Annotated in this window: 26 protein-coding genes; 9 read left to right on the top strand and 17 right to left on the bottom strand. The window is 55.3% G+C overall.

Translation table 11 applies throughout. The features are described from left to right. Positions 1-61 precede the first annotated feature (61 nt). Genes RT120_RS12835 through xapA form a run of 3 tightly spaced genes read right to left on the bottom strand, consistent with a single transcriptional unit; the run spans position 62 to position 3,123 of the window. Positions 62-946 carry a LysR family transcriptional regulator gene (locus RT120_RS12835; protein ID WP_312983006.1) on the bottom strand — a complete coding sequence of 295 codons (885 nt, stop codon included), beginning with the start codon at positions 944-946 and terminating at the stop codon, positions 62-64. 53 nt (positions 947-999) lie between these two features. After that, on the bottom strand, positions 1,000-2,256 hold the full coding sequence (locus RT120_RS12830; RefSeq protein WP_312983000.1) for a nucleoside permease: 1,257 nt from the start codon (positions 2,254-2,256) through the stop codon (positions 1,000-1,002). A 30-nt stretch (positions 2,257-2,286) separates the two neighbouring features. Continuing rightward, entirely contained in the window at positions 2,287-3,123 is an 837-nt protein-coding gene (xapA, locus tag RT120_RS12825; RefSeq protein WP_312982999.1) for a xanthosine phosphorylase, read from the bottom strand. 174 nt (positions 3,124-3,297) lie between these two features. Here xapA and RT120_RS12820 point away from each other — a divergent pair, with 174 nt between their 5' ends. After that, positions 3,298-3,633 carry a FlxA-like family protein gene (locus RT120_RS12820; protein ID WP_312982998.1) on the top strand — a complete coding sequence of 112 codons (336 nt, stop codon included), beginning with the start codon at positions 3,298-3,300 and terminating at the stop codon, positions 3,631-3,633. Here the strand turns inward: RT120_RS12820 and RT120_RS12815 are convergent. Further along, complete coding sequence (locus RT120_RS12815; RefSeq protein WP_312982997.1) at positions 3,624-4,565, bottom strand: LysR substrate-binding domain-containing protein; 942 nt, start codon at positions 4,563-4,565, stop codon at positions 3,624-3,626. The two genes, RT120_RS12820 and RT120_RS12815, sit on opposite strands and share 10 nt — an antisense overlap. 86 nt (positions 4,566-4,651) lie before the next feature. Between RT120_RS12815 and RT120_RS12810 the strand changes: the two genes are divergently transcribed. Further along, the gene (locus RT120_RS12810; protein WP_312982996.1) at positions 4,652-5,650 is read left to right on the top strand and encodes a bile acid:sodium symporter family protein; all 999 of its coding nucleotides are present in this window, start codon (positions 4,652-4,654) and stop codon (positions 5,648-5,650) included. A 2-nt stretch (positions 5,651-5,652) separates the two neighbouring features. On the opposite strand, the gene RT120_RS12805 is transcribed toward RT120_RS12810, so the two are convergent. The 3 genes from RT120_RS12805 to zipA all read right to left on the bottom strand — a co-directional run bounded on the left by RT120_RS12805 (position 5,653) and on the right by zipA (position 8,920). Continuing rightward, a complete protein-coding gene (locus tag RT120_RS12805) occupies positions 5,653-5,865 on the bottom strand; it encodes a putative quorum-sensing-regulated virulence factor (RefSeq protein WP_312982995.1) in 213 nt (70 codons plus the stop codon). A 1-nt stretch (position 5,866) separates the two neighbouring features. Then, positions 5,867-7,885, bottom strand: a complete 2,019-nt coding sequence (gene ligA / locus RT120_RS12800; protein WP_312982994.1) for an NAD-dependent DNA ligase LigA — start codon at positions 7,883-7,885, stop codon at positions 5,867-5,869. A 69-nt stretch (positions 7,886-7,954) separates the two neighbouring features. Next, the gene (zipA, locus tag RT120_RS12795; RefSeq protein WP_312982993.1) at positions 7,955-8,920 is read right to left on the bottom strand and encodes a cell division protein ZipA; all 966 of its coding nucleotides are present in this window, start codon (positions 8,918-8,920) and stop codon (positions 7,955-7,957) included. Between the two features lie 228 nt (positions 8,921-9,148). On the opposite strand from zipA, the gene cysZ reads away from it, so the two are divergent. The 5 genes from cysZ (at position 9,149) to crr (ending at position 14,000) form a co-directional block, all read left to right on the top strand. Further along, positions 9,149-9,910 carry a sulfate transporter CysZ gene (cysZ, locus tag RT120_RS12790; RefSeq protein WP_312982992.1) on the top strand — a complete coding sequence of 254 codons (762 nt, stop codon included), beginning with the start codon at positions 9,149-9,151 and terminating at the stop codon, positions 9,908-9,910. A gap of 162 nt (positions 9,911-10,072) precedes the next feature. Next, positions 10,073-11,044: a cysteine synthase A gene (cysK, locus tag RT120_RS12785; RefSeq protein ID WP_312982991.1), complete on the top strand. Its 972-nt coding sequence runs from the start codon at positions 10,073-10,075 to the stop codon at positions 11,042-11,044. A gap of 380 nt (positions 11,045-11,424) precedes the next feature. After that, positions 11,425-11,682, top strand: coding sequence for a phosphocarrier protein Hpr (gene ptsH, locus RT120_RS12780; RefSeq protein ID WP_002463574.1), 258 nt, complete (start codon positions 11,425-11,427; stop codon positions 11,680-11,682). 43 nt (positions 11,683-11,725) lie between these two features. Next, positions 11,726-13,453, top strand: a complete 1,728-nt coding sequence (gene ptsI, locus RT120_RS12775) for a phosphoenolpyruvate-protein phosphotransferase PtsI (protein ID WP_312982990.1) — start codon at positions 11,726-11,728, stop codon at positions 13,451-13,453. A gap of 43 nt (positions 13,454-13,496) precedes the next feature. Then, on the top strand, positions 13,497-14,000 hold the full coding sequence (crr, locus tag RT120_RS12770) for a PTS glucose transporter subunit IIA (RefSeq protein WP_312982989.1): 504 nt from the start codon (positions 13,497-13,499) through the stop codon (positions 13,998-14,000). Positions 14,001-14,053: 53 nt separating this feature from the next. On the opposite strand, the gene pdxK is transcribed toward crr, so the two are convergent. The 9 genes from pdxK to RT120_RS12725 all read right to left on the bottom strand — a co-directional run bounded on the left by pdxK (position 14,054) and on the right by RT120_RS12725 (position 21,948). Further along, positions 14,054-14,899 carry a pyridoxine/pyridoxal/pyridoxamine kinase gene (gene pdxK, locus RT120_RS12765; RefSeq protein WP_312982988.1) on the bottom strand — a complete coding sequence of 282 codons (846 nt, stop codon included), beginning with the start codon at positions 14,897-14,899 and terminating at the stop codon, positions 14,054-14,056. 54 nt (positions 14,900-14,953) lie between these two features. Further along, positions 14,954-15,865, bottom strand: coding sequence for a cysteine synthase CysM (gene cysM / locus RT120_RS12760; protein WP_312982987.1), 912 nt, complete (start codon positions 15,863-15,865; stop codon positions 14,954-14,956). A 69-nt stretch (positions 15,866-15,934) separates the two neighbouring features. After that, positions 15,935-17,020, bottom strand: a complete 1,086-nt coding sequence (gene cysA, locus RT120_RS12755) for a sulfate/thiosulfate ABC transporter ATP-binding protein CysA (protein WP_312982986.1) — start codon at positions 17,018-17,020, stop codon at positions 15,935-15,937. Then, the gene (gene cysW / locus RT120_RS12750) at positions 17,010-17,885 is read right to left on the bottom strand and encodes a sulfate/thiosulfate ABC transporter permease CysW (protein WP_312982985.1); all 876 of its coding nucleotides are present in this window, start codon (positions 17,883-17,885) and stop codon (positions 17,010-17,012) included. Before cysW ends, cysA begins: the two co-directional genes overlap by 11 nt. After that, positions 17,885-18,718, bottom strand: coding sequence for a sulfate/thiosulfate ABC transporter permease CysT (gene cysT / locus RT120_RS12745; RefSeq protein WP_312982984.1), 834 nt, complete (start codon positions 18,716-18,718; stop codon positions 17,885-17,887). Before cysT ends, cysW begins: the two co-directional genes overlap by 1 nt. Next, positions 18,718-19,731, bottom strand: a complete 1,014-nt coding sequence (locus RT120_RS12740) for a sulfate ABC transporter substrate-binding protein (RefSeq protein WP_312982983.1) — start codon at positions 19,729-19,731, stop codon at positions 18,718-18,720. Before RT120_RS12740 ends, cysT begins: the two co-directional genes overlap by 1 nt. A 143-nt stretch (positions 19,732-19,874) precedes the next feature. Continuing rightward, positions 19,875-20,774, bottom strand: coding sequence for a Dyp-type peroxidase (locus tag RT120_RS12735; RefSeq protein WP_312982982.1), 900 nt, complete (start codon positions 20,772-20,774; stop codon positions 19,875-19,877). Between the two features lie 100 nt (positions 20,775-20,874). Beyond that, positions 20,875-21,447: an RpoE-regulated lipoprotein gene (locus tag RT120_RS12730; RefSeq protein WP_312982981.1), complete on the bottom strand. Its 573-nt coding sequence runs from the start codon at positions 21,445-21,447 to the stop codon at positions 20,875-20,877. 63 nt (positions 21,448-21,510) lie between these two features. After that, positions 21,511-21,948 (bottom strand): DUF2919 domain-containing protein, encoded by a 438-nt coding sequence (locus RT120_RS12725; protein ID WP_312982980.1) that lies wholly within the window; start codon positions 21,946-21,948, stop codon positions 21,511-21,513. Between the two features lie 98 nt (positions 21,949-22,046). On the opposite strand from RT120_RS12725, the gene RT120_RS12720 reads away from it, so the two are divergent. Beyond that, positions 22,047-22,466 (top strand): YgiW/YdeI family stress tolerance OB fold protein, encoded by a 420-nt coding sequence (locus RT120_RS12720; protein WP_312982979.1) that lies wholly within the window; start codon positions 22,047-22,049, stop codon positions 22,464-22,466. A gap of 29 nt (positions 22,467-22,495) precedes the next feature. Here RT120_RS12720 and RT120_RS12715 read toward each other — a convergent pair whose 3' ends face one another. Then, entirely contained in the window at positions 22,496-22,921 is a 426-nt protein-coding gene (locus tag RT120_RS12715; RefSeq protein ID WP_125295673.1) for a GNAT family acetyltransferase, read from the bottom strand. 216 nt (positions 22,922-23,137) lie between these two features. On the opposite strand from RT120_RS12715, the gene amiA reads away from it, so the two are divergent. Beyond that, entirely contained in the window at positions 23,138-24,007 is an 870-nt protein-coding gene (amiA, locus tag RT120_RS12710; RefSeq protein ID WP_312982978.1) for an N-acetylmuramoyl-L-alanine amidase AmiA, read from the top strand. The last annotated feature ends 3 nt before the right edge of the window (positions 24,008-24,010 follow it).

Raw genomic sequence — 24,010 nt, 5'->3', positions numbered from 1 at the left:
ATCCTGCACGACCCACCAATGTAAAAAAGCGCCCTAAAGGCGCTTTTTTGCTATCTGCGGTTTACTGCGTTAACGCCTTTACCAGCCTCATTACCGTCGGTGTGGTATGCGCGGGTTGATAGACAATATATAAATCCGCCGGTATGCGCTCTTTGAGCGGCCTAAATACCACTCCTGGCCACTGCATCTGTGCATAGCTGTCCGCCATTAACGTCACCCCCAACCCCATACTTATCATCGCCAGCACCGTCTGCGGCTCTACCGCTTCGCGAATTATCATTGGCGAAAATCCGGCCTTCTGGCATACCCGCTGTAAAAACGACCAGTCAGAATGAACCGATGGCAACGTGACGAAATATTCATTACGTAGCGTTTCAAGCGGAATAGTTTGCTGGCTTGCCAACGGGCTATCCTGCGGCAGAGCCACCAGAAATGCGGCTTCATGCAGCCGTAATCCAACCATCCCCTGCGGCAGGTCGAGCGCCATTCGCCAGATACCGGCATCCAGCTCATGGCGCTCAAGTAACGCCAACTGCATTCCCGGCGATTTTTCGCGAAATTGAACGTCCACATTGGGGTTGTCGCGCAAAAACGCGTGCATTACCGGTCGCATACGGCCCCACATCGCGGTGCCCACCACGCCCAGCTCAATTCGCCCTCCCTCCCCCCGACTAATTTGCTCCACACGCGCCAGCGACGAATTGACCATCGCCAGCAGGCGTCGTGATTCTTCCATCAGGATTTTGCCCGCGTAGGTCAGCGCCACGCTGCGGGAATGGCGAACAAACAACAGCGTACCCAGTTGGGTTTCCAGCTCTTTAATATGCAGGCTTAACGGCGGCTGAGACATATTCAACCTTGCCGCCGCGCGTCCAAAATGCAGCTCTTCGGCTACCGCCAAAAAATAACGCAGCAGTTTGAGATCGGTTCGATACGCCTGTTCCATGTCTGCGCCTCCTGCCATTACCGCTTCATACCCTGTTATTTATCATTCGTAGATTAATGAGACAGTGATTTAAGCAGGGTTTTATCGGGCTGATGCCGGTAATGAAAACTGAGCGAAAACAGCACGGCCAGCGCGAACGCGTAGGCGGCAAATACCAGCCATATCGTCGGCCACGCCTTTACGCCCTCGGCGGAGAAATAATCCACCGCCATACCGCTTAAAATCGACCCCACCCACGCACCGATGCCGTTAACCATGGTCATAAAAAGCCCCTGCGCACTGGAACGGATCGACGGATCGACTTCCTGCTCGACAAATACCGAACCGGAAATATTAAAAAAGTCGAATGCGCATCCATACACAATCATCGACAACAGCAAAAAGATCGTCCCACTGGCGGAGGGATCCCCAAGAGCAAATAAGCCGAAGCGCAGCGTCCAGGCAACCATGCTCATTAGCATCACGAGCTTGATACCGTAGCGTTTGAGAAAGCACGGGATGGTTAAAATAAACCCCACTTCGGACATCTGCGAAACGGAAAGCAACAATGAAGGGTATTTGACGATAAAGCTGTCGGCGAATAGCGGATCGCGGGCGAAGTCATGCAGGAATGGGCTACCAAAAGTATTGGTGATTTGCAGCACCGCGCCCAGCAGCATGGCGAACAAAAAGAATACCAGCATCAGCGGCTGCTTAAACAATACCAGCGCATTCAAACCCAGTTTTGCCGCCAGGCCAGGCTGTGTTTTCTTTTTAGCGCAGGGAACCGGCGGCAGGGTTAAAGCATACAGCGCCATAAATAACGACGCTCCAGAAGCGATAAATAACTGGACGTTACTCAGCTCAAAGCCCAGCAGGCTTATAGCCCACATGGCGACAATAAACCCCAGAGTGCCGTACACGCGGATGGGCGGAAAACAACTCACCGTATCCATCCCCGCCTTCTCAAGACAGCAATACGAGATGCTATTCGACAGCGCAATGGTCGGCATAAACGCCATGGCGTTAACCAGCATCGCCCAGAACATAATGTCTGGTTCACTAACGTGGGCAGCGTATCCCAACGCGCCAGCGCAGATTAAATGGCACAGGCAATAAGCACGCTCAGCCCGTAACCATTTGTCGGCAATAATTCCCACCAGCGCTGGCATAATGATCGCCGCCAGGCCTTTTGAGCTGTATACCATTCCGACATTTGCGCCGGTGAAATGGAGGGTATTAATCATGTACGAGCCCAGGGTCACCAGCCAACTTCCCCAGATAAAATACTGCATAAACGACATGATCTTTAAACGGCCTGCAATGCCCATAATCATTGTCCTTATAGCACTGTAAATCCCTTATATACGGGGTAATTTGCCCAGAAAACCGCAAATTAAGTCGATAAAGTTTTGCCGGGAGAGTTCCGCTGCCGCCAGGGTTTGACTGTGGGATAAGGTCACGTCGCTCAGTCCTTCCGCCATATTCGTTATCGCCGCTACCGCGACCACTTTCAGGCCGCAATGGCGGGCGGAAATCACCTCTGGCACCACCGACATCCCCACCACATCACCACCGATAATCTGCATCATGCGGATTTCCGCTGCGGTCTCAAAGTTGGGGCCGGGGTAAGACACAAATACACCTTCGTGGAGCGGGAAGCCCTGATGCGCGGCGACCTGTTGCAACAGCGCGCGGTAATCGGCGTCATAGGCATTGGCCAGCGAGAAAAAGCGCTCACCGAACCGCTCATCATTCGGCCCCACCAGCGGGGAGCCCGGCATCATATTGATATGATCCGTTAGCGAGACCAGTTGGCCAGGCCCTACCGCAGGGCGCAGCGACCCCGCCGCGTTGGTGCAAAACAACAGTTCGCATCCCAACAATTTGAAAGTACGGATGGCCCCGGTCATCACGGACATTCCTCGTCCTTCATAGAAATGACCGCGCCCTTTCATACAGGCAACGTCGATGCCCGCCAGTTGGCCTAGCACCAACTCTCCGGCATGCCCGTGTACGGTGCTGACCGGGAAACCGGGCAATTTTTGAAATGAGATGGCAACTGCATCGGTGATCTGGTCGGCTAACGCCCCCAGCCCGGAGCCGAAGATAAACGCAACGCGGGGAGTAAAATCAGGTTTATGTGCGCGAATGATTTCAGCGCAGAGATCGGGTTGAGAGTGCAGAGTCGCGGTCATAACGCTTCCTTCAGAGTAATGAGTCTCTGAGTTATAACGACAGACCATGGCTAACAACCAATACACTTTGCCCGACTAATCAATAGCGTTTTTATATCGATTGTTCTGCGCCAGATACTCAAGTTATTAAAAAACGGGCCGATAGAGTCGTACTGGCAAGAAAAGGAGGCTCAAATGACAACGATATCTACCACCACTTCAGTACTCACCAGCGGCGGCGGAAGCAGCGCATCCCAGGGTAACAGCCTTGCGGCGCAAATCACCCGCCTTACCCAGCAAATCACCAAACTCACCCAACAGTTGAAAGACATCCCCAACAGCAGCGGCAGCGCTGAGCAGAAGCAAAAGCAGCAAGAGCTGATCCAGACGCAGATTAAAATGCTGCAAGCCCAGCTGGCGCAATTGCAGCGCCAGCAGGTGGAAGAAGCCCAGAAGAAACAAGAACAGCAAAGCAGCACCGCAAGCGTTAACGCGCCGGCCAGCGATCGTCAGGTTGATGTTTACGTCTGATCGTCCGGCACGTTAAACAGCGGATCGTGGATGCGCGCCTGGGTCAGGCACTGTGCCTGCGCGCGTACCACGTCCCAAATAGCCTGCGCCGCACCGGACAGCGATCTTTTCTTCCGTTGCACCAGCATCAGCCGCCGTTCGATAACCGGCGTCAGCGGTTTGACCACCAGGTGGCAGCCCTGCGGCAAAGGCAGCGCCAGCGCGGGCAGCACGCTAATACCAATCCCCGCCTCCACCATAGGAAACAGCGTTGCTGGATGGCCAATTTCCTGGACAATACTGGCTTCAATACGCTGGCGGTGAAGCGCCGCGTCGATCAATGGGCGGCTTCCTGACGCATAATCCTGTAAAACCAGCAGCTGGTCTTGCAGCGCCTGCCAGGGAACATAGCGTTGCTGGCTGAAAGGATGATCCTCACGGCATAATAATAAAAACGGCTCTGACAGCACCGCCTCGCATTGCAGATCGCTTACCGGGCCTGGGTCAATCACAATGCCGAAATCCACTTCGCCCTGACGAATACTCTCCAGTACCCACTGCTGCGGCCTGTCGTGCAGCACAAAATCGATTTCCGGGTAGTCGCGATTGCTTTGCGCGATGCACTGCGGAATTAAGTGCGCGGATATCGTCTGGCTGGCCGCAACGCGTACCGTCCCCGATAGCTGCTGCCCAACCCGTCCGGCATCGCGTAAGGTACTGTTCAGCTCATCCAGTAAGCGCTCCAACCGCGCAGCAAGCTGATGCCCGGCCTCGGTCATCACGACTTCCCGGGTGGTGCGATCGAACAGCCGCACGCCGCACTGGCGCTCAAGCTCTTTTACACTGTGGCTCACGGCGGATTGACTTAAGCCGATGATGTCTCCGGCGCGGCTGAAACTTTTGGCCTGCGCGACGGTAACAAAGGTGCGCAACTGGCGCAGTGAGACATTCATACATTTCCTTCATGAATGGATGCAATAAATCAATTTTATTTCTCAAAATGAAAAACGCAAAATAACACCTCGACTCAGGAGAGATTATGAAACTTTTGCGTATCCTCGATCCGTTTACTATCACGCTGATTACCGTGGTGTTACTGGCTTCGTTCTTACCGGCACGCGGCGGATTCGTTCCGTTCTTCGAAGGGCTTACCACGGCGGCCATTGCCTTGCTCTTCTTTATGCACGGCGCCAAGCTGTCGCGTGAAGCGATTATCGCGGGTGGCAGCCACTGGCGGTTACATCTTTGGGTGATGTGCAGTACTTTCATTCTCTTCCCGGTGCTTGGCGTGCTGTTCGCGTGGTGGGCACCGGTCAACGTCAGCCAGGAGCTCTACACCGGATTTCTCTATCTGTGTATTTTGCCCGCTACCGTACAGTCTGCTATCGCCTTTACCTCGCTGGCGGGCGGCAACGTTGCGGCGGCGGTCTGTTCGGCTTCGGCATCAAGCCTGCTGGGGATTTTCCTGTCGCCGCTGCTGGTCGGGCTGGTGATGAATATGCACGGTGCGGAAGGCAGCCTTGAGCAGGTCGGCAAAATTATGCTGCAACTGCTGTTGCCGTTTGTGCTGGGCCATCTGTCGCGCCCGTGGATTGGTGGCTGGGTGGCGCGTCATAAAAAATTGATTTCGGTCACCGATCAGACCTCTATCCTGCTGGTGGTGTATACCGCCTTCAGCGAGGCCGTCGTTAACGGCATCTGGCACCAGGTGGGCCTGGGTTCGTTACTGTTTATCGTGGTGGTCAGCCTGGTGCTGTTAGCCATCGTGATAGTGGTGAACGTGGTGGTCGCCCGCAAATGCGGCTTCAGCAAAGCTGATGAGATCACCATTGTGTTCTGCGGCTCGAAGAAAAGCCTGGCCAACGGCATCCCGATGGCCAACATTCTGTTCCCGACGTCGGTAATTGGGATGATGGTGCTGCCGCTGATGATTTTCCACCAGATCCAGTTGATGGTCTGCGCGGTACTGGCGCGGCATTATAAACATCAGACCGAGCAGTTGCAGGCGCAGGAAAATGCCCGCGCCGCAAAAGTCTGAGGCTACTTCCTGAGGGGCTGAACCAGATGCGTCAGCCCCTCGGTTTTGATCAGTAACGTTATCGACAGTAGCTCGCCCAGCCGCCCGGCTGGGAATTGATCCTTGCGGGCGAACCACAGCAGATACTCTTCCGGCAAATCAATCAGCCTGCGGCCTTTGTATTTACCAAACGGCATCTCAGTATTGGCGATAGCGATGAGCTGCTCTTTTTCCATGTCATTCACCCAGCAGGCGCATCATTTCGTCTTCGTCGATCACTGCAATGCCCAGTTCCTGCGCCTTCGCCAGTTTTGAGCCCGCCGCTTCCCCGGCAATCACCAGATCGGTTTTTTTCGACACGCTGCCCGCCACTTTCGCGCCGAGGGCTGTCAGCCGCGCTTTGGCGTCATCGCGCGAAAGCTGGCTCAGCGAGCCGGTCAGTACCACCGTTTTCCCAGCGAACGGACTGTCGATCTCTTCCGCTTTGATCACCAGCGGTTCAGGCCAACTGATACCGATATCTTCTACTAACTGGCGGATGACTTCACGGTTGCTCTCTTCCTCGAAGAAGTTAAACACATGTGTCGCCACCACGATCCCTACGTCCGGGACTTTTTGCAGCTCTTCAATGCTGGCCTTTGTTAACGCATCCAGGTTGCCAAAGTAAGACGCCAGCCCTGCCGCCGTGGCCTCACCCACTTCACGGATGCCCAGCGCGTACAGGAAGCGCGCAAACGTGGTGGATTTGGCTTTCTCCAGCGCGTCGACCACGTTCTGCGCCGATTTCGGCCCCATACGTTCCAGGCCGGTGAGTTTTCCGGCGGTTAACCGGAACAGATCCGCTGGCGTATGGACGTACTCTTTCTCAACCAGCTGATCGATGATTTTGTCGCCCATGCCGTCAACGTCCATCGCCCGGCGGGAAACAAAATGCTTCAGGGATTCTTTACGCTGCGCACCGCAAATCAATCCGCCGGTGCAGCGCGCCACCGCTTCGCCCTCGACGCGCTCCACATCGGAACCGCAAACCGGACAGTGTGTCGGGAAGGCGACTTCGCGGGTCTCCTCCGGACGTTCGGAGAGCACCACGTTGACCACCTGCGGGATCACATCCCCGGCGCGGCGGATCACCACTTTATCGCCTATACGCAACCCCAGCCGTTCAATCTCGTCTGCGTTGTGCAGCGTGGCGTTGCTGACCAGCACGCCCGCCACCTGAACCGGCTCAAGACGCGCGACTGGCGTAATGGCACCGGTGCGCCCGACCTGGAACTCCACATCACGCACAAAGGTCAATTGCTCCTGAGCCGGGAATTTAAAGGCCACCGCCCAGCGTGGGGCGCGCGCCACAAAGCCCAGTTGCTCCTGCAAATCCAGTGAATCGACTTTGATTACCACGCCGTCGATATCAAAACCCAACTGCGGGCGGTCGGCCTCGACCTGATGATAAAATGCCAGCACCTCTTCCGGGCTCTGGCAAAGGCGGGTGCGATGGCTTATCGGCAGGCCCCATTTGGCAAACTGTTGCAGGCGCTGATAGTGGCTGGCTGGCAGTTCGCCGCCTTCCAGAATGCCAATGCCGTAGCAGTTAAAAGTCAGCGGACGTTTTGCCGTAATGCGCGGATCGAGCTGGCGCAGCGATCCCGCCGCCGCGTTGCGCGGGTTGGCGAAGACTTTACCGCCGGTGCGCCGGGCCTCTTCGTTGATTTTTTCAAATCCGGCCTGAGGCAGGAAAACCTCACCGCGCACTTCCAGACGCGCCGGAATATCGTCGCCGCGCAGTTTCAACGGGATCGCCCGTACGGTACGAATATTAGAAGTAATATCTTCCCCGGTTGTGCCGTCACCACGGGTAGCGGCGCGGACCAGCAAACCATTTTCGTACAGCAGGCTTACCGCCAGGCCGTCAAGCTTGAGCTCACAGCAGTAAATCAGGGCTTCGCTGCTTTTTAATCGGTCCTGCACGCGCTTGTTGAAGGCCAGAAAGCTGCTTTCATCGAACACGTTATCCAGCGACAGCATTGGCACTTCATGGCGGATTTGGGTGAACGCCGTCAGCGGCGCGGCGCCAACGCGCTGGGTTGGCGAGTCCGGGGTAATTAACGTGGGATTATCCGCTTCGAGGGCGCGCAATTCGTTCATCAACCGGTCGTATTCGGCGTCCGGGACCTCAGGCGCATCCATCACATGATACAAATATTCATGATGGCGAAGCGTGGTTCTAAGTTCAGTCAGTTTTTGTTCTATTGAGTCCATATCACACCACCAATGAAAAAAACCCCCGACGATGCGGGGGCTTAGAGAATGTTGTTCACCGCACGCACGTTATGCGTTGGCTTCTTTCACTTCACGGATTCGATCCTGGTATTCACGCAGTTTTTGCGGGGTCATCATGCGACGCTGATCGTCCAGCACCACGCCGCCGACTTCATCGGCAATGTGCTGCGCAGACTGAAGCATCAGCTTGAAGTTCTGGATCTCATCACCGTAGGAAGGCACCTGCATAAAGATGGTGACGCCAGGCGTCGCGAACGTGTGCATGTTTTCTGGATCGAACGATCCCGGCTTGACCATATTCGCCAGGCTGAACAGGACCGGGCCACTGCCGTCCGGGCTCAGGTGCCGATGAAAAATGTTCATTTCACCAAATGTGAAACCTGCCTGCTGGATGCTGTTAAGCAATACGTCGCCGTTAAGCTGAGTACCCGCGTGAGCCGAAACGTTCATCACGATAACGGTCTCTTTAAGGCGCGGTTTTTCAGGTGCCGGCGCGGGAGCGGGTTCAGGCTGTGCCACAGGCTCTGGCTGAGGCGCATGGGCCACTGGCTGCTGTTGCGGCGCAGTTGGCTGCGGTTCCTGCGGCCTTGCTACAGGCTGAGCTGGCGCTGGCTGCGGCGCAGCGGGGCCCTGCTGGACAGGCTGCGGCTGCACCGGCGCGCGTTGCTCAGGTTCCTGAGGACGAGCCACGGGTTGGCGCGGCTGCGAAGACGCGTAAGGAGGCTGGTAGTTATGCTGCGGCGCTTCCGGTTGGCGAGGCGGCTCAGGTTCCCGGGAGACGCTGTCATGATCGGGTGCAACGCGGCGAACACGCACTTCACCGACCCCTTCGTCTTCCATGTCGTCGCCATCATCATCAGAATCGTCATCACGCCTCGACTTCATCCGTTTAATCGGACGGTCGCGGAACACAGAAGAGCGTTCCTTACGGCTGGTCCACAGGCCGTGCACCAGTAAGGCTATTATGGCGATTGCGCCAACAATGATTAATATCAGACGCAAATCCTGCATCATTATATTCTCTGTTGTTCTAACACCTTGCCACTGCGGCAAACATTTACTCACTAAGAGTATTTGCCCATCTGCTCAAGTGCAAGTCCACTCACGTTTTTCTCCGCATAAAGATGAAATAAAACGTGTTTTTTGCTGTTTTTTCGACCATTTCCGAACTGGCGATATTTCCGGGCTCGGTTAAGATAGCCTGCGTTGACCCTGGCTGATATTAAAGGAGTAAGCCTCAATATGGTTTCACAATCCGGCGGCACGCCGCGTAGCGGTCTGTATTACTTTTCTCAGGGCTGGAAACTGGTCACGCTGCCAGGCATTCGCCGGTTCGTTATCCTGCCGTTACTGATCAACATTCTACTGATGGGCGGCGCGTTCTGGTGGCTGTTTTCCCAGTTTGATGTCTGGATCCCGCAGTTGATGTCCTATGTGCCTGACTGGCTGCAATGGCTGAGCTATGTCATCTGGCCGCTGGTGGTGCTTTCCGTGCTGCTGATCTTCGGTTATTTCTTTTCTACTCTGGCGAACTGGATTGCCGCGCCGTTTAACGGCCTGCTGGCGGAACAACTCGAAGCGCGCTTAACCGGCGCTACCCCGCCGGATACCGGCGTGTTCGGCATCATCAAAGACGTGCCGCGCATTATGAAGCGCGAATGGCAAAAGCTTGCCTGGTATTTGCCGCGCGCCATCGTTCTGCTGCTCCTCTACTTTATCCCCGGCATCGGCCAGACCGTCGCACCGGTGCTGTGGTTTTTATTTAGCGCCTGGATGCTGGCCATCCAGTATTGCGACTATCCTTTCGATAACCATAAAGTGCCCTTTAAAGAGATGCGCGTGGCTCTGCGCGAACGCAAGTTTACCAATATGCAGTTCGGGGCGCTGGTTAGCCTGTTTACGCTGATTCCGTTTTTAAATCTGGTGATTATGCCGGTAGCGGTGTGCGGTGCTACCGCGATGTGGGTGGACTGCTACCGCCGCCGCCATGCGCAGTGGCAATAACCGTCAGCCACTGAAACGAGACGGCTTATGCCGTCTCTTATTCTATAATGGTCATCATTATTTCTCATCAGCATATAGATATGCGAATTACTTACTTCCCCCTGGTAGGGAAGTGCGTATGCTAACTCTGTTTCCCAAATTTCATACAGTTAAGGACAGGCCATGAGTAAGATTTATGAAGATAACTCGCTGACTATCGGTCATACGCCGCTGGTTCGACTGAACCGTATCGGTAACGGACGCATCCTGGCGAAGGTAGAATCACGCAACCCAAGCTTCAGCGTCAAATGCCGCATCGGTGCCAATATGATTTGGGATGCCGAAAAACGTGGCGTACTGAAACCGGGCGTAGAGCTGGTTGAACCCACCAGCGGCAACACCGGTATCGCGCTGGCGTATGTCGCCGCCGCACGCGGTTACAAACTGACCCTGACCATGCCGGAAACCATGAGCATCGAACGCCGCAAGTTGCTGAAAGCGCTGGGCGCGAACCTGGTGCTGACTGAAGGCGCGAAAGGCATGAAAGGCGCAATTCAGAAAGCGGAAGAAATTGTCGCCAGCGATCCGGCAAAATATCTGCTGCTTCAGCAGTTCAGCAACCCGGCGAACCCGGAAATCCACGAAAAAACCACCGGCCCGGAAATCTGGGAAGACACCGATGGCCAGGTAGACGTGTTTATCTCCGGCGTGGGTACTGGCGGTACGCTGACCGGCGTGAGCCGTTATATCAAGAACACCAAAGGGAAATCCGAGCTGATCACCGTGGCGGTCGAGCCGACCGATTCCCCGGTTATCGCCCAGGCGCTGGCTGGCGAAGAGCTGAAACCAGGCCCGCACAAAATTCAGGGTATCGGTGCAGGCTTTATTCCGGGCAACCTGGATCTGAAACTGATCGATAAAGTGGTTGCGATCACTAACGACGAAGCCATCTCCACCGCGCGTCGCCTGATGGAAGAAGAAGGCATTCTGGCGGGTATCTCTTCCGGTGCTGCCGTTGCTGCCGCGCTCAAACTTCAGGAAGACGAAGCCTTTACCAACAAGAACATTGTGGTTATCCTTCCGTCTTCAGGTGAGCGTTATCTGAGCACCGCTTTGTTTGCCGATCTCTTTACTGAGAAAGAATTGCAACAATGATGCCAGATTGTTAATTGTGAATAAAAAAGCACCTTTCAGGGTGCTTTTTTGTGCCCTGCTTCAAACTTTCACCGCTCCTGGCATTGCCTCATCTCGCTGGCTCTGGTATTTAAGCATCAATTTATTTCGATGCGTGAAATTAATCATTATTGGATTAGTATCGGCTGAATCGATTTAATGATTTGGTTAAGCTTTGTTATTAGCTGCATAATGATTGATGACGAGCGAAACGCGGGTCGCTTCACGGCGCAGTGCGATTTCGCAGTTCTGGCATTCTGTGCCGCGTTGCCTTGAACGCCGGCACAACTTTCAGGCTAAAGTGTGGCCGCCAGGCTAGACTTTAGTTCCACAACACTAAACCTATAAGTTGGGGAAATATAATGTTCCAGCAAGAAGTTACCATTACCGCTCCGAACGGCCTGCATACCCGCCCTGCTGCTCAGTTTGTTAAAGAAGCGAAAGGCTTCACGTCTGATATCACTGTGACCTCCAACGGCAAAAGCGCCAGCGCAAAAAGCCTGTTCAAACTACAAACTCTCGGTCTGACCCAGGGCACTGTGGTAAGCATCTCTGCGGAAGGCGAAGACGAGCAGAAAGCTGTTGAGCATTTAGTAAAACTGATGGCTGAACTCGAGTAAGTTCCGGGTTCTTATTAATATCAGTCACAAGTAAGGTAGGGTTATGATTTCAGGCATTTTAGCATCCCCGGGTATCGCTTTCGGCAAAGCACTGCTGCTGAAAGAAGATGAGATTGTCATCGACCGGAAAAAGATTTCTGCCGATAAGGTTGATCAGGAAGTTGAGCGTTTCCTGAGTGGGCGTGCCAAGGCCTCTACGCAGTTAGAAGCGATCAAAGTCAAAGCCGGCGAAACTTTCGGTGAGGAAAAGGAAGCCATCTTCGAAGGCCACATCATGTTGCTGGAAGATGAGGAGCTAGAGCAGGAAATCATAGCCCTGATTAAGGACAAGCTCATCACTGCCGACGCGGCAGCTTATGACGTTATCGAAGGCCAGGCGACTGCGCTGGAAGAGCTCGATGACGAATACCTGAAAGAGCGTGCGGCTGACGTGCGCGACATCGGTAAACGCCTGCTGCGTAATATTCTTGGCCTCGCCATTATCGATTTAAGCGCGATTCAGGACGAAGTGATCCTGGTTGCCGTCGATCTGACGCCATCTGAAACCGCACAGCTAAATCTGAAAAAGGTGCTGGGTTTCATCACCGATATCGGTGGCCGTACTTCCCACACCTCTATCATGGCACGTTCCCTGGAACTGCCTGCCATTGTGGGTACTGGCAGCATCACCTCCCAGGTGAAAAACGGCGACTATCTGATCCTCGATGCGGTAAACAATAAAGTTTACGTGAACCCGAGCGATGAAGAGATCGAAACCCTGCGCAACATTCAAACGCAGGTTGCTGAAGAAAAAGCAGAACTGGCGAAACTGAAAGATCTGCCGGCCATCACCCTTGACGGCCACCAGGTTGAAGTTTGCGCCAACATCGGTACCGTGCGCGACGTCGCAGGCGCTGAGCGCAACGGCGCGGAAGGCGTGGGCCTGTACCGTACCGAATTCCTGTTTATGGATCGCGACGCGCTGCCAACCGAAGAAGAGCAGTTCGCTGCTTACAAAGCCGTGGCGGAAGCCTGCGGTTCTCAGGCGGTGATCGTCCGGACTATGGACATCGGCGGCGACAAAGAATTGCCGTACATGAACTTCCCGAAAGAAGAGAACCCGTTCCTGGGCTGGCGTGCCGTGCGCATCGCCATGGACCGCAAAGAGATCCTGCGCGATCAGCTGCGTGCCATCCTGCGTGCCTCCGCTTTCGGAAAACTGCGCATCATGTTCCCAATGATCATCTCCGTTGAAGAAGTCCGTGTGCTGAAAACAGCCATCGAGACCTTCAAACAGGAACTGCGCGATGAAGGCAAAGCCTTTGACGAATCTATTGAAGTTGGCGTGATGGTGGAAACACCGGCGGCGGCGACAATTGCGCGTCATTTGGCCAAAGAAGTCGACTTCTTTAGTATCGGAACGAACGATTTAACACAGTACACCCTGGCAGTTGATCGCGGTAATGATATGATTTCACATCTTTACCAGCCGATGTCGCCGTCTGTACTGACTCTAATTAAGCAAGTGATTGATGCATCTCATGCAGAAGGTAAATGGACCGGAATGTGTGGTGAGCTTGCAGGCGACGAACGTGCTACACTTCTGTTGTTGGGGATGGGTCTGGATGAATTCAGTATGAGTGCCATTTCTATCCCGCGTATCAAGAAGATAATTCGTAATACGAATTACGAAGATGCGAAGGTGTTAGCAGAGCAGGCTCTTGCTCAACCGACAACGGACGAGTTAATGACGCTGGTTAACAAGTTCATTGAAGAAAAAACAATCTGCTAATCCACGAGATGCGGCCCAAATTACTGCTTAGGAGAGAAGGCTAATGGGGTTATTTAGTAAACTGTTCGGTGACAAAGGCAATAGCGACACCGGAACCATTGAGATCGTTGCTCCACTGTCTGGCGAAATCGTTAATATTGAAGATGTGCCGGATGTAGTGTTCGCGGAAAAAATCGTTGGTGATGGTATTGCTATCAAACCAACCGGTAACAAAATGGTTGCACCGGTTGACGGCACCATCGGTAAAATCTTTGAAACCAACCACGCCTTCTCTATCGAGTCCGATAGCGGCATTGAGCTTTTCGTTCACTTCGGTATCGATACCGTTGAGTTGAAAGGCGAAGGCTTCAAGCGTATCGCTGAAGAAGGTCAACGCGTGAAAGTTGGCGATCCGGTTATCGAATTCGATCTGCCGCTGCTGGAAGAGAAAGCCAAATCCACGCTGACGCCGGTTGTTATTTCCAATATGGACGAAATCAAAGAGCTGAATAAGCTGTCTGGTAGCGTGACCGTAGGCGAAACGCCGGTAATCCGCATCAAGAAGTAATGCTGCTTTAGTAAAAATGGCGCCGAAAGGCGCCATTTTTTTATCCTGCTCACTCAGGGATGTTCCGGCAGCGCCAGTTCATCAAACCCTAACGCCAGCGTGTGGCGCATCACGTCGACAACCCGGTCGCTCGCCCCTTTCACTGCTTCGGGAAGGCTCACGCCCTGTAGCAGTTTGCCCGCCAGCGCCGAACAGAACAGATCCCCCGTCCCTTTCAGCTCCGCATTGACGCGAGGATGAACAAACACCTCGATATTTTGCGCTGTCACCAGAGCCACCTGCATACGGTCAGACGGCAGATCCTCGCCTGGCGCGCTGGTGACCGCTACCCACTTTGTGTTCCCGGTCAGCAGCGTTCTGGCGGCGTCTACCGCCTGGGCTAAGGTGGGGCTGGCGCGGCCCGTCAGGCGCTCCAGTTCAAAGGCGTTAGGCGTGATGCCGGTCGCCAGCGGCAATAGTCGTTCGCGATAGGCCTGCGGCAATTCTTGCTTCACATAGATGCCGCTGTCGGTATCACCCATTACCGGATCGATTATCACCCAGAGATGCGGATAGCGTTCGCGCACCTGCTCAAGCCAGCCGGCGAGGATCTCCGCCTGCCCGACGCTGCCGAGGTAGCCGGTAATAATCCCCTTCACATGCCGCACCGCATCGCGTTCCAGCAGGCCGTTGAGATAGCCTTTAAACCACTCGTCAGGAATGGCTCCGCCGTACAGACTGGGATAATGCGGCGTGTTGCTGAGCAGTACCGTGGGAACGGCCATAGCCCTGAAGCCTGCCTGTTGCAGCGTGGGAATGGCGATACTGTTGCCCACGCTGCCGTACACCACCTGCGACTGAACGGAAATAATATCCGTGCGCAGCGCACGCTGCCCGTCGCCAAATAAGATTGCGGTCATCCTTTTATCCTTCCCTGGTCATCAGGGCATGCTATCCGCGAACACAGAAGCGGCTTAAATGCCTGCTCCCTGCGCGTAGCTCTCTTCACCGAATACGCCGGTCGAGAGATAACGGTCGCCGCGATCGCAGATAATCGCTACAACAATTGCGCCTGGATTTTCACGCGCCACCCGCAAAGCGCCAGCCACGGCCCCGCCGGAACTCACGCCGCAGAAGATGCCTTCACGGCTGGCTAACTCGCGCATAGTATTTTCTGCTTCTCGCTGATGAATATCCAGCACAGCATCCACTAAGTCAGCATTATAAATGCCCGGCATGTATTCTTCCGGCCAGCGCCTGATGCCCGGAATGCTGCTGCCCTCTTCCGGTTGCAGGCCGACAATCGTCACGGGTTTTGCCTGTTCGCGCAAAAAGCGGCTGACGCCGGTAATAGTACCGGTAGTGCCCATGCTGGAGACGAAATGGGTGATGCGCCCATCGGTTTGACGCCAGATTTCCGGGCCGGTGGTACGGTAATGCGCCAGAGGATTATCAGGATTGTTGAACTGGTCGAGGATGTAACCTTCGCCGCGATCCGCCATTTCCTGTCCCAGATCGCGCGCGCCTTCCATGCCCTGCTCTTTAGTCACCAGCACCAGATCCGCGCCGTACGCGCGCATCGCCGCGCGGCGCTCCATGCTCATGTTGTCCGGCATCAGCAGCTTCATGCGGTAGCCTTTCAGCGCCGCAATCATCGCCAGCGCAATGCCGGTATTGCCGCTGGTGGCCTCGATTAAGGTATCGCCGGGTTTGATGTCGCCGCGCTTTTCCGCTTCGACGATCATCGACAGCGCCGCCCGATCTTTTACCGACCCCGCAGGGTTATTGCCTTCCAGCTTGACCCAAATTTCACTGCCGTTATCCGGCCCCATACGCTGTAGTTTGACCAGCGGCGTATTGCCAATCGTTTGTTCTAATGTATTCACGTCAGTCTTTCCAGAGCATAAAAAAAGCGGCTACGAAGCCGCTTTCACATCGTCGATCGCAACAAACTATCAAGCTGTCTCAGCGAGAGCAATACTCTCAATTTTCTCGTTGCCGTTATACAAGCGGGCGTGTTGCAGGCCAACAAACAGCCGCTCGCCGCGATGCGGAACATAATCTTCCCGTAAAACAACGGTTAAGGTTTCATCGTACCAGCCGAGTGGCTGTACCACCAATTGCATATAGTGGCCGCGCGGGCTCACCTCCAGCACCTGCACCGGCAGCGGCGAATCCAGGCTGGTGCGGCGGCTAACGTCGACTTCCCACGGGCGCAGGAACAGATCGACCGGTCCCTGATGTGCAGGCGCATAGCCCAGCGGCCAGCGGTGCGCGCCAACGTGGAACTGGCTGCCGCGAATGGTGCCGTGCAGGCGGTTCACTTCGCCGAGGAACTCCAGCACGAAGCGGGTTTCCGGCTCGCGCCAGACGCGCTCCGGCGCATCGGCCTGTTCGATATGGCCCTGGCTCATCACTACGACGCGGTCCGCCACTTCCATGGCTTCTTCCTGATCGTGGGTCACGAACACGCTGGTGAATTTCAGTTCTTCATGCAGTTGACGCAGCCAACGGCGCAGTTCTTTACGCACCTGGGCGTCCAGCGCGCCGAAAGGTTCATCCAGCAGCAGAATTTGCGGCTCAACGGCCAGCGCGCGCGCCAGAGCGACACGCTGTTTCTGGCCGCCGGAAAGCTGGGCCGGGAAGCGGTCTGCTAAATGCGCTAACTGCACCATCTCCAGCAACTGGGTCACTTTTTGTTTGATGGCGCTCGCGCTCGGGCGCTCGCGCTTCGGCAGCACGCTCAGGCCAAACGCGATGTTGTCGAACACCGTCATATGGCGGAACAGCGCGTAGTGCTGGAACACAAAACCCACTTTACGGTCGCGGGCGTGTAAACGGCTGACGTCAGTACCGTGGAAGCGGATATGCCCGCTGGTCTGGTGTTCCAGGCCTGCGATAATACGCAGCAGCGTGGTTTTGCCGGAACCGCTCGGCCCCAACAGTGCCACCATCTGGCCGGATGGGATATCCAGAGAAATATCATTAAGCACCTGGGTGCGGCCAAACGATTTTTTAATTCTGGAAATCTCAATGCTCATGATTGCTCTCCTGTTGCTGGCGCTTTTCCTGATTGTGCAAACGCCATTGCAACGCACTCTTTAAAAACAGGGTCATAATTGCCATTAACGTCAGCAGCGCAGCGGCGGTATAGGCGCCAACCGCGTTGTAATCCTGCTCAAGTAATTCGATTTGCAGCGGCAGCGACAGAGTCTCACCGCGAATGGAGCCAGAAACCACCGACACCGCGCCAAATTCGCCGATGGCGCGGGCATTGGTCAGCACCACGCCGTACAACAGTGCCCAGCGAATATTCGGCAGGGTCACGCGGCGGAACATCTGCCAGCCGGACGCGCCCAGCAAAATAGCGGCTTCGTCTTCATTACTGCCCTGGCTCAGCATCACCGGCACCAGCTCGCGCACCACAAACGGACAGGTCACGAATATGGTCACCAGCACCATGCCAGGCCAGGCAAACATCACCTGCAAATCGTTATCGCCCAGCCAGCCGCCGAGCGGGCCGTTCGAGCCGTAGAACAGCAGATACACCAGACCGGCCACCACCGGGGAAACCGCAAACGGGATATCCAGTAGGGTCAGCAGCAACTGGCGGCCCGGAAAGTTAAAGCGCGTCACCAGCCATGCCAGTAAGGTGCCGAACACCAGGTTAACCGGTACGGTGATCAGCGCGATAAGCACCGTCAACCAGATGGCGTGCAGCATGTCCGGCTCGGCCAGGTTTTGCAGCACCGGCATCAGCCCTTTGCTGAAGGCCTGAATGAAGATATACGCCATCGGTACGACCAGAATCAGCGCGCTTACCAGCACGCCGGTGCCAATCAGAAACCATTTTCCCCAGTTGGTGCCAGGCTTACCGTACGTTTTCAATTCTGTAACCTGCGCCATTAGTGACCTACCACGCGTCGGCCAAAGCGACTTTGCAATGTATTGATAGCAAACAGCAGCAGCAGCGAGGCCGCCAGGATCACCGAGGCGATGGCGCTGGCAGCCGGGTAATCAAACTCCTGCAAACGCACGAAAATCATCAGCGAGGTGACTTCCGTTTTCCAGGCGATGTTACCTGCAATAAAGATCACCGCGCCGAACTCGCCCAGGCTGCGGGTAAACGACAGCGCTACGCCCGCCATCAGCGCCGGAGACAGCTCCGGCAATACCACGCGGGTAAAGCTCTGCCAGCGGCTGGCACCGAGGGTTTCCGCCGCTTCTTCATATTCCGGGCCTAACTCTTCCAGCACCGGCTGCACGGTACGCACCACAAACGGGATACTGGTAAACGCCATCGCCACCGCGATACCCAGCCAGGTGTAGGTGACTTTAATATCCAGCATCGCCAGCCATTCGCCGTACAAGCCGTTGACTGAAAACAGCGACGCCAGGGTCAAACCCGCCACGGCGGTGGGCAGCGCAAAGGGTAAATCCATCAGCGCATCAAGAATGGTGCGCCCCGGAAAGCGGTAGCGGGTCAAAATCCACGCCATTAGCAGGCCGAACACGCCGTTAAACACGGAGGCGACACCCGCTGACAGTAGCGTGACTTTATAGGCGGCGACCACCTGCGGGTTGGTCACCACGTCCCAGTACTGCGCCCAGCTCATCTGGGCTAGCTGCATCACTAACGCGCTTAACGGCAATAACAAAATCAGGCAGACAAACAGCAGGCTGGTGCCCAGGCTTAACGTAAAGCCCGGAAGCACCCGGCGGGTAGCAACTGCAAACATTACTTACGCCCCGCCGCTAACAGCTTGTCCAGTTCGCCGCCGCTGTTGAAATGGGTTTTCATCACTTCAGGCCAGCTACCGAACTGGTCTTCCACGCGGAACAGTTCGGTCTGCGGGAATTTATCCTGCAGTTTCGCCATCACGTCCGGGTTATTCACACGGTAGTAATAATCAGTGATGATGGTCTGCGCTTTCGGGCTGTAGAGATAGTTCAGATAATCCTTCGCCGCTTTCTCAGTGCCGTTGGATTTGACGTTTTTATCCACCCAGGCCACCGGGAATTCCGCCAGCACGTTGACTTTCGGCACCACCACTTCGAAGCCTTCTTTAGCGTACTGGTTGCGGATGTTGTTCACTTCCGACTCAAAGCTAATCAGCACGTCGCCCAGGCCGCGCTCAACAAAGGTGGTGGTCGCGCCGCGTCCGCCGGTATCGAACACTTCAACGTTTTTCAGAAACTGGGTCATAAACTGGGTGGTTTTGGCTTTATCGCCGCCGTCTGCTTTATCGGCTGCGCCCCAGGCCGCGAGATAGGTGTAACGCGCGTTGCCGGAGGTTTTCGGATTCGGGAAGATCAGCTTCACGTCGGAACGCACCAGGTCATTCCAGTCATGAATATTTTTAGGGTTACCCTTACGCACCAGGAACGCCATAGTGGAGTAGAACGGCGAGCTGTTGTTCGGTAAACGGCTCTGCCAGTCCGCCGGGATCAGGTTGCCTTTGTCATGCAGGATCTGCACGTCGGTGACCTGGTTATAAGTTACAACGTCTGCCTTTAAGCCCTGCAAAATCGCCAGCGCCTGTTTCGACGAGCCGGCGTGAGATTGCTTGATGGTCAGCTTATCGCCGTTATTTTCCTGCGCCCATTGCGCCTCGAACGGCGGGTTAAGCGCGGAAAACAGCTCGCGAGACACATCGTAAGAACTGTTCAGTAATTCAGTTGCCTGCGCAGGGCCAGCTAACACCAGGACTGCAAGCGCACTGCAAATTTTTTTCGCTGATTTAACGGCCATTACGCACCCTTATAAATGTGATGTCGATCCTGGCCTCAGTGTATTTATAACGCGTGTTAAAGCAGTAACGCTTTTATATACCGTTTGGTGATTTGGAAGTCGAAAAGAGAATAAGCGCGGCAGAAAACCGCGCTGTGCAGAGATTACAAACTGTTGATGCGGTCCAGCGACGGCGCAAAATAGTAGCCGCCGGTCACCGGTTTAGTGAAGCGCAGCATGGCGTCGCGTTTGCCGTCCAGGTCGCCGAACATGCTCAGTAACTGCTGTTCGATGTTGCGCAGGGTGGCGCAGTAGGCGCAGAAGTAAAGGCCGTGGATGCCGCTGGCGGTGCCGTACGGCAGGCTTTGGCGGACAATCTTCAGCCCTTTGCCGTTCTCTTTGAGATCGACGCGGGTCAGGTGCGAAGTCACCGGGCGCGCATCGCCGTCGATTTCTTCGTTATCCTGTTTGGTGCGGCCAATCATCATCTCCTGATCCGGCACGCTCATCCGGTTCAACTGTTTGAGATTATGCTCCCAGCGCTGAACAAACACGTAGCTGCCACCCGCGTCCATTCCGTCGTTAATCACCGCGACGCTGCGACGCACTTCATCCCCGGCCGGGTTTTCGGTACCGTCGACAAAGCCGCTGAGATCGCGGTCTTCCACCCAGCGGAAGCCGTGAGTTTCCTCCACCACGCTAATCGCGTCGCCAAAGGCGGCGATGGCCGCCTGAGCCACGGAGAAATTCACGTCGTGACGTAGCGACAGAATATGGATCAGTAAATCGTGCTGAGTGGCGGGCGCAAGGCCTTTGCCCAACGGCGCGAAGTTTTTCAGCTCTTCGCCGCCCACGCCGCCGCTGATATCGCGCCAGACGTCGTGCCCGAAGGCCACCACCGCGCCCAAATGCGCGTCGGGGAAGGCCGCCCGTAGCCCGGCCAGCTTACTGTTAAACGCTTTACAACCTTCGCGCACCGCATCCAGATTGTCGGATACCCGCGCTTCAATCCAAATCGCGGCGCGGCAATGTTCGGGCAGAATGCCACTTTGAACCTGAGACATCTCTCCTCCTGAAAACAAGGCCACGGAACGTGACCAGAGATGCCCGGCATTTTACCTGATTTTTCGCGCCGCGCCTTGCCCACGCGCAAGATCGCCGTGCTTAACGACGCCAGACGATTTTGCTGAGTTTCCAGCTTTTTAACGCATCATCAGACGGCATCAGGCCTTCCGGCCCGCGCCACTCGCCGGTAAACAGATACGCGATGTGTTTGCTGTCCGGGGCCAGGCATTCCACGGCGCTGGCGTCATCGCCGCTGCCCTTCTGGCACGCGCCGTAGGCTTTGCTGTACAGGGCGCTAAATTGAGCGCCGATTTTCACTCCGCTGGCGGTTTGCACGTCCGGATCCAGCACCTCAATGCGGCTCACGGTGCCGTTCTCGCCGTTAATTACCATCGCCAGCTTGTCGTCTTTCAGCGCTTCGTAATAGCGCACAATGTTGCCGTTGGCGGTTTTCATCCCGCTGCGCAATCGGTAGTCACCGTCCAGGCCATCGGCGATGGCTTTCTCGTCCATCGCCGTGCTGGCGGTGATATCGCCGACGCCGTTTTCACTGACTTCAACAGAAGAGCTAAACCAGTTGACGGGGTTCATTGCGCCCCAGTTCATCCCCGAAAGGGTTGAACACCCGGAAAGTAAGAGCGGTGCCGCACACACCAGCAAACGCAGTTTCATTCGCGATTCCTTTTTTAAAAAACAACCCACGTTGGAGTGCCGTTGGGCCGAAAAGTGCCAGGTTTACTCATCAGAAGGTGAAAAACACGCTTTTACGCGCGGATTGGTCAACAGCCAGGCCAGTGCCACCCCATCCAGTACCATCAGCGCCAGGGTGATGCCATTTACTGTCTCTTCGCCAAACACCACCGCGATCTGCCAGATTAGCAGTCCAATTTGCGCCGCAATCAATACCCAGCGCCACGCCATCCAGAGCCTCGGCCAGCACCCTCGCCTGCCGCTCAGCAGAAAGGCTATCACCGCCGGAATGCCCGGCAACAGCCCCAGCCAGAACATCTCGCTGTCAGGGTAAAACAGCCGTAACAGCGCCTCACCCTGCTCGCGGGACGCGCCCGCCGCCACAAACAGCACCCATGTCCTGGCCTGTAACAGGAGCACCAGCCAGAAAAAAGCGGGCAATTTCAACCGCCCGTGCTGGTCATAGTCGTTTGGTAAAAACATGTATAGGTCCTGGACAGATGAGTCATCTGAGCGAGAATTATGTCACTGGCATTGCGTTTATGACAAAATTCTCTGCCTCATCACAAATGGAGATTGATATGAAAAAAGCATTTGTGGCAGCGTCCGTCGCTGCCGGTTTGTTATTCAGCGTGACCGCGTTTGGCCAGCAGGCCGGCGGATTTAGCGGCCCGGACGCCACTAAAACCCAAAACAGCCAAACCACGCAAAACACCCAAAAAGGCGGTTTCGTCGGCCCGGACGCCGCAACCACCACGGTCGAACAAGCGAAAGGCCTGCGCGATGATGCGTGGGTGGTGCTGGAAGGCAACATCGTGCGTAAGGTGGGTAAAGAGCGTTACGAATTCCGTGACAGCACCGGCACCGTGAATGTCGATATCGACGACGATAACTGGGGCGGCGTCTCCATCACCCCGAACGACAAAGTGCGTCTCGAAGGTGAAGTGGATAAAGACTGGAACTCGGTAGAAATCGACGTTAAGAAAGTGACCAAAGGTTAAAAAAACAAACCCGCCGCACGGCGGGTTTTTTAATACTCTTCGTCTTCGATAAGCCGTTTACCCAGGCTTAATACATCCTGGTGCTCGTAGCCGAGACGTTCATACATGCCGAGCACCACATCATTTTCTTCACGGATGAGCAGTTGAAGCTTCGGGCACCCGCGTGCGATCAGTTTCTTTTCCAGGCGGCTGAGCAGCGCATTGGCAATACCGCGCCCGCGGAATTCAGGATGCACGCCGAGATAATACGCGGAGCCGCGATGCCCATCATAACCGCCCATCACCGTGCCGACGATCTCTCCGGCAACTTCCGCCACCAGGAACAGCGACACGTCATGGTTGATTTTGCGCTCAATATCCATTTCCGGGTCGTTCCAGGGGCGAAGCAAGTCGCAACGTTCCCACAGGGTGATCACTTCCTCGAAATCGTCCTGACGAAAAACGCGTATCTCCATGGTATTCCCCATTATTTATGGAATAAAAACCGTGATTATGGCGTTAACGGCATCAATAGCCAATATCCCAGGTCAAAACTTCCCGGTTGATGGCATAATAACGGCCCCGTATTTGTCTGAAACGAGCCGTAAAACTTTTCTTATCATAGAAGGTCGTACGGACAACCACGGTAAGCTATAACTCTACTCTTTTGTTCTAACCGAAACTCAGGCCGCATGAGCACGATAAAATTTACCAAACTCACCCGACGCCAGATGCTGTTGACTGGCCTCGCCGCCCTGACCCTCTCAGGTGTGAACAAAGCCTTTGCCCGGGAAGAGAGCAAAGCGCTGAAAACTTCCAACGGACACAGCCCGGCGAAAAAGAAAACATCCGGGGCGCGCCGCGTCGTGGTGCTCGATCCGGGCCACGGCGGGATTGATACCGGCGCCATTGGCGCTAACGGCTCGAAAGAAAAACACGTGGTGCTGGCGATTGCCAAAAACGTGCGCAACATTCTCAAGAGCAAAGGCATTGACGCCCGGTTGACCCGCAGCGGTGACACCTTTATTCCGCTGTACGATCGCGTGGAAATCGCCCATAAGCACGGCGCGGATCTGTTTATGTCGATTCACGCCGACGGCTTTACCAACCCGTCTGCGGCGGGGGCATCGGTGTTTGCCCTGTCTAATCGCGGGGCCAGTAGCGCCATGGCAAAATACCTTTCCGAGCGTGAGAACGCCGCGGATGACGTGGCGGGCAGCAAGGTGAAGCAAAAAGACCAGTATCTGCAACAGGTGTTGTTCGATCTGGTGCAAACCGACACCATCAAAAATAGCCTGACGCTCGGCTCGCATATTTTGCGCCAGATTAAGCCAGTACACCGGTTGCACAGCCGCTCCACCGAACAAGCGGCGTTTGTGGTGCTGAAATCCCCGTCGGTGCCGTCGGTGCTGGTGGAAACCTCGTTTATCACTAATCCTGAAGAGGAACGGCTGCTGGGCACCCAGGCGTTTCGCCAGAAAATCGCTAACGCCATCGCCAGTGGGGTGATCAGCTACTTCAACTGGTTTGATAACCACAAAGCCCACTCCAAACGAGGCTAAGCC

This window comes from Atlantibacter sp. (genome assembly GCF_032062175.1).
Taxonomy (GTDB): Bacteria; Pseudomonadota; Gammaproteobacteria; order Enterobacterales; family Enterobacteriaceae; genus Atlantibacter.
Note: the sequence above shows the minus strand (reverse complement) of the source record. Positions and strands in the feature narration are given on the sequence as shown.

Coding starts and splice junctions, on each gene's coding strand:
- RT120_RS12805 (WP_312982995.1), bottom strand. CDS start 5,865: ATGGAAAAAGAGCAGCTCATCGCTATCGCCAATACTGAGATGCCGTTT.
- cysW (WP_312982985.1), bottom strand. CDS start 17,885: ATGGCGCAGGTTACAGAATTGAAAACGTACGGTAAGCCTGGCACCAAC.
- RT120_RS12725 (WP_312982980.1), bottom strand. CDS start 21,948: ATGTTTTTACCAAACGACTATGACCAGCACGGGCGGTTGAAATTGCCC.
- RT120_RS12815 (WP_312982997.1), bottom strand. CDS start 4,565: ATGAATGTCTCACTGCGCCAGTTGCGCACCTTTGTTACCGTCGCGCAG.
- ptsH (WP_002463574.1), top strand. CDS start 11,425: ATGTTCCAGCAAGAAGTTACCATTACCGCTCCGAACGGCCTGCATACC.
- crr (WP_312982989.1), top strand. CDS start 13,497: ATGGGGTTATTTAGTAAACTGTTCGGTGACAAAGGCAATAGCGACACC.
- cysT (WP_312982984.1), bottom strand. CDS start 18,718: ATGTTTGCAGTTGCTACCCGCCGGGTGCTTCCGGGCTTTACGTTAAGC.
- RT120_RS12820 (WP_312982998.1), top strand. CDS start 3,298: ATGACAACGATATCTACCACCACTTCAGTACTCACCAGCGGCGGCGGA.
- RT120_RS12830 (WP_312983000.1), bottom strand. CDS start 2,256: ATGGGCATTGCAGGCCGTTTAAAGATCATGTCGTTTATGCAGTATTTT.
- RT120_RS12810 (WP_312982996.1), top strand. CDS start 4,652: ATGAAACTTTTGCGTATCCTCGATCCGTTTACTATCACGCTGATTACC.
- zipA (WP_312982993.1), bottom strand. CDS start 8,920: ATGATGCAGGATTTGCGTCTGATATTAATCATTGTTGGCGCAATCGCC.
- cysA (WP_312982986.1), bottom strand. CDS start 17,020: ATGAGCATTGAGATTTCCAGAATTAAAAAATCGTTTGGCCGCACCCAG.
- RT120_RS12715 (WP_125295673.1), bottom strand. CDS start 22,921: ATGGAGATACGCGTTTTTCGTCAGGACGATTTCGAGGAAGTGATCACC.
- ligA (WP_312982994.1), bottom strand. CDS start 7,885: ATGGACTCAATAGAACAAAAACTGACTGAACTTAGAACCACGCTTCGC.
- RT120_RS12735 (WP_312982982.1), bottom strand. CDS start 20,774: ATGTCTCAGGTTCAAAGTGGCATTCTGCCCGAACATTGCCGCGCCGCG.
- ptsI (WP_312982990.1), top strand. CDS start 11,726: ATGATTTCAGGCATTTTAGCATCCCCGGGTATCGCTTTCGGCAAAGCA.
- RT120_RS12730 (WP_312982981.1), bottom strand. CDS start 21,447: ATGAAACTGCGTTTGCTGGTGTGTGCGGCACCGCTCTTACTTTCCGGG.
- pdxK (WP_312982988.1), bottom strand. CDS start 14,899: ATGACCGCAATCTTATTTGGCGACGGGCAGCGTGCGCTGCGCACGGAT.
- RT120_RS12835 (WP_312983006.1), bottom strand. CDS start 946: ATGGAACAGGCGTATCGAACCGATCTCAAACTGCTGCGTTATTTTTTG.
- amiA (WP_312982978.1), top strand. CDS start 23,138: ATGAGCACGATAAAATTTACCAAACTCACCCGACGCCAGATGCTGTTG.
- RT120_RS12740 (WP_312982983.1), bottom strand. CDS start 19,731: ATGGCCGTTAAATCAGCGAAAAAAATTTGCAGTGCGCTTGCAGTCCTG.
- cysZ (WP_312982992.1), top strand. CDS start 9,149: ATGGTTTCACAATCCGGCGGCACGCCGCGTAGCGGTCTGTATTACTTT.
- xapA (WP_312982999.1), bottom strand. CDS start 3,123: ATGACCGCGACTCTGCACTCTCAACCCGATCTCTGCGCTGAAATCATT.
- RT120_RS12720 (WP_312982979.1), top strand. CDS start 22,047: ATGAAAAAAGCATTTGTGGCAGCGTCCGTCGCTGCCGGTTTGTTATTC.
- cysK (WP_312982991.1), top strand. CDS start 10,073: ATGAGTAAGATTTATGAAGATAACTCGCTGACTATCGGTCATACGCCG.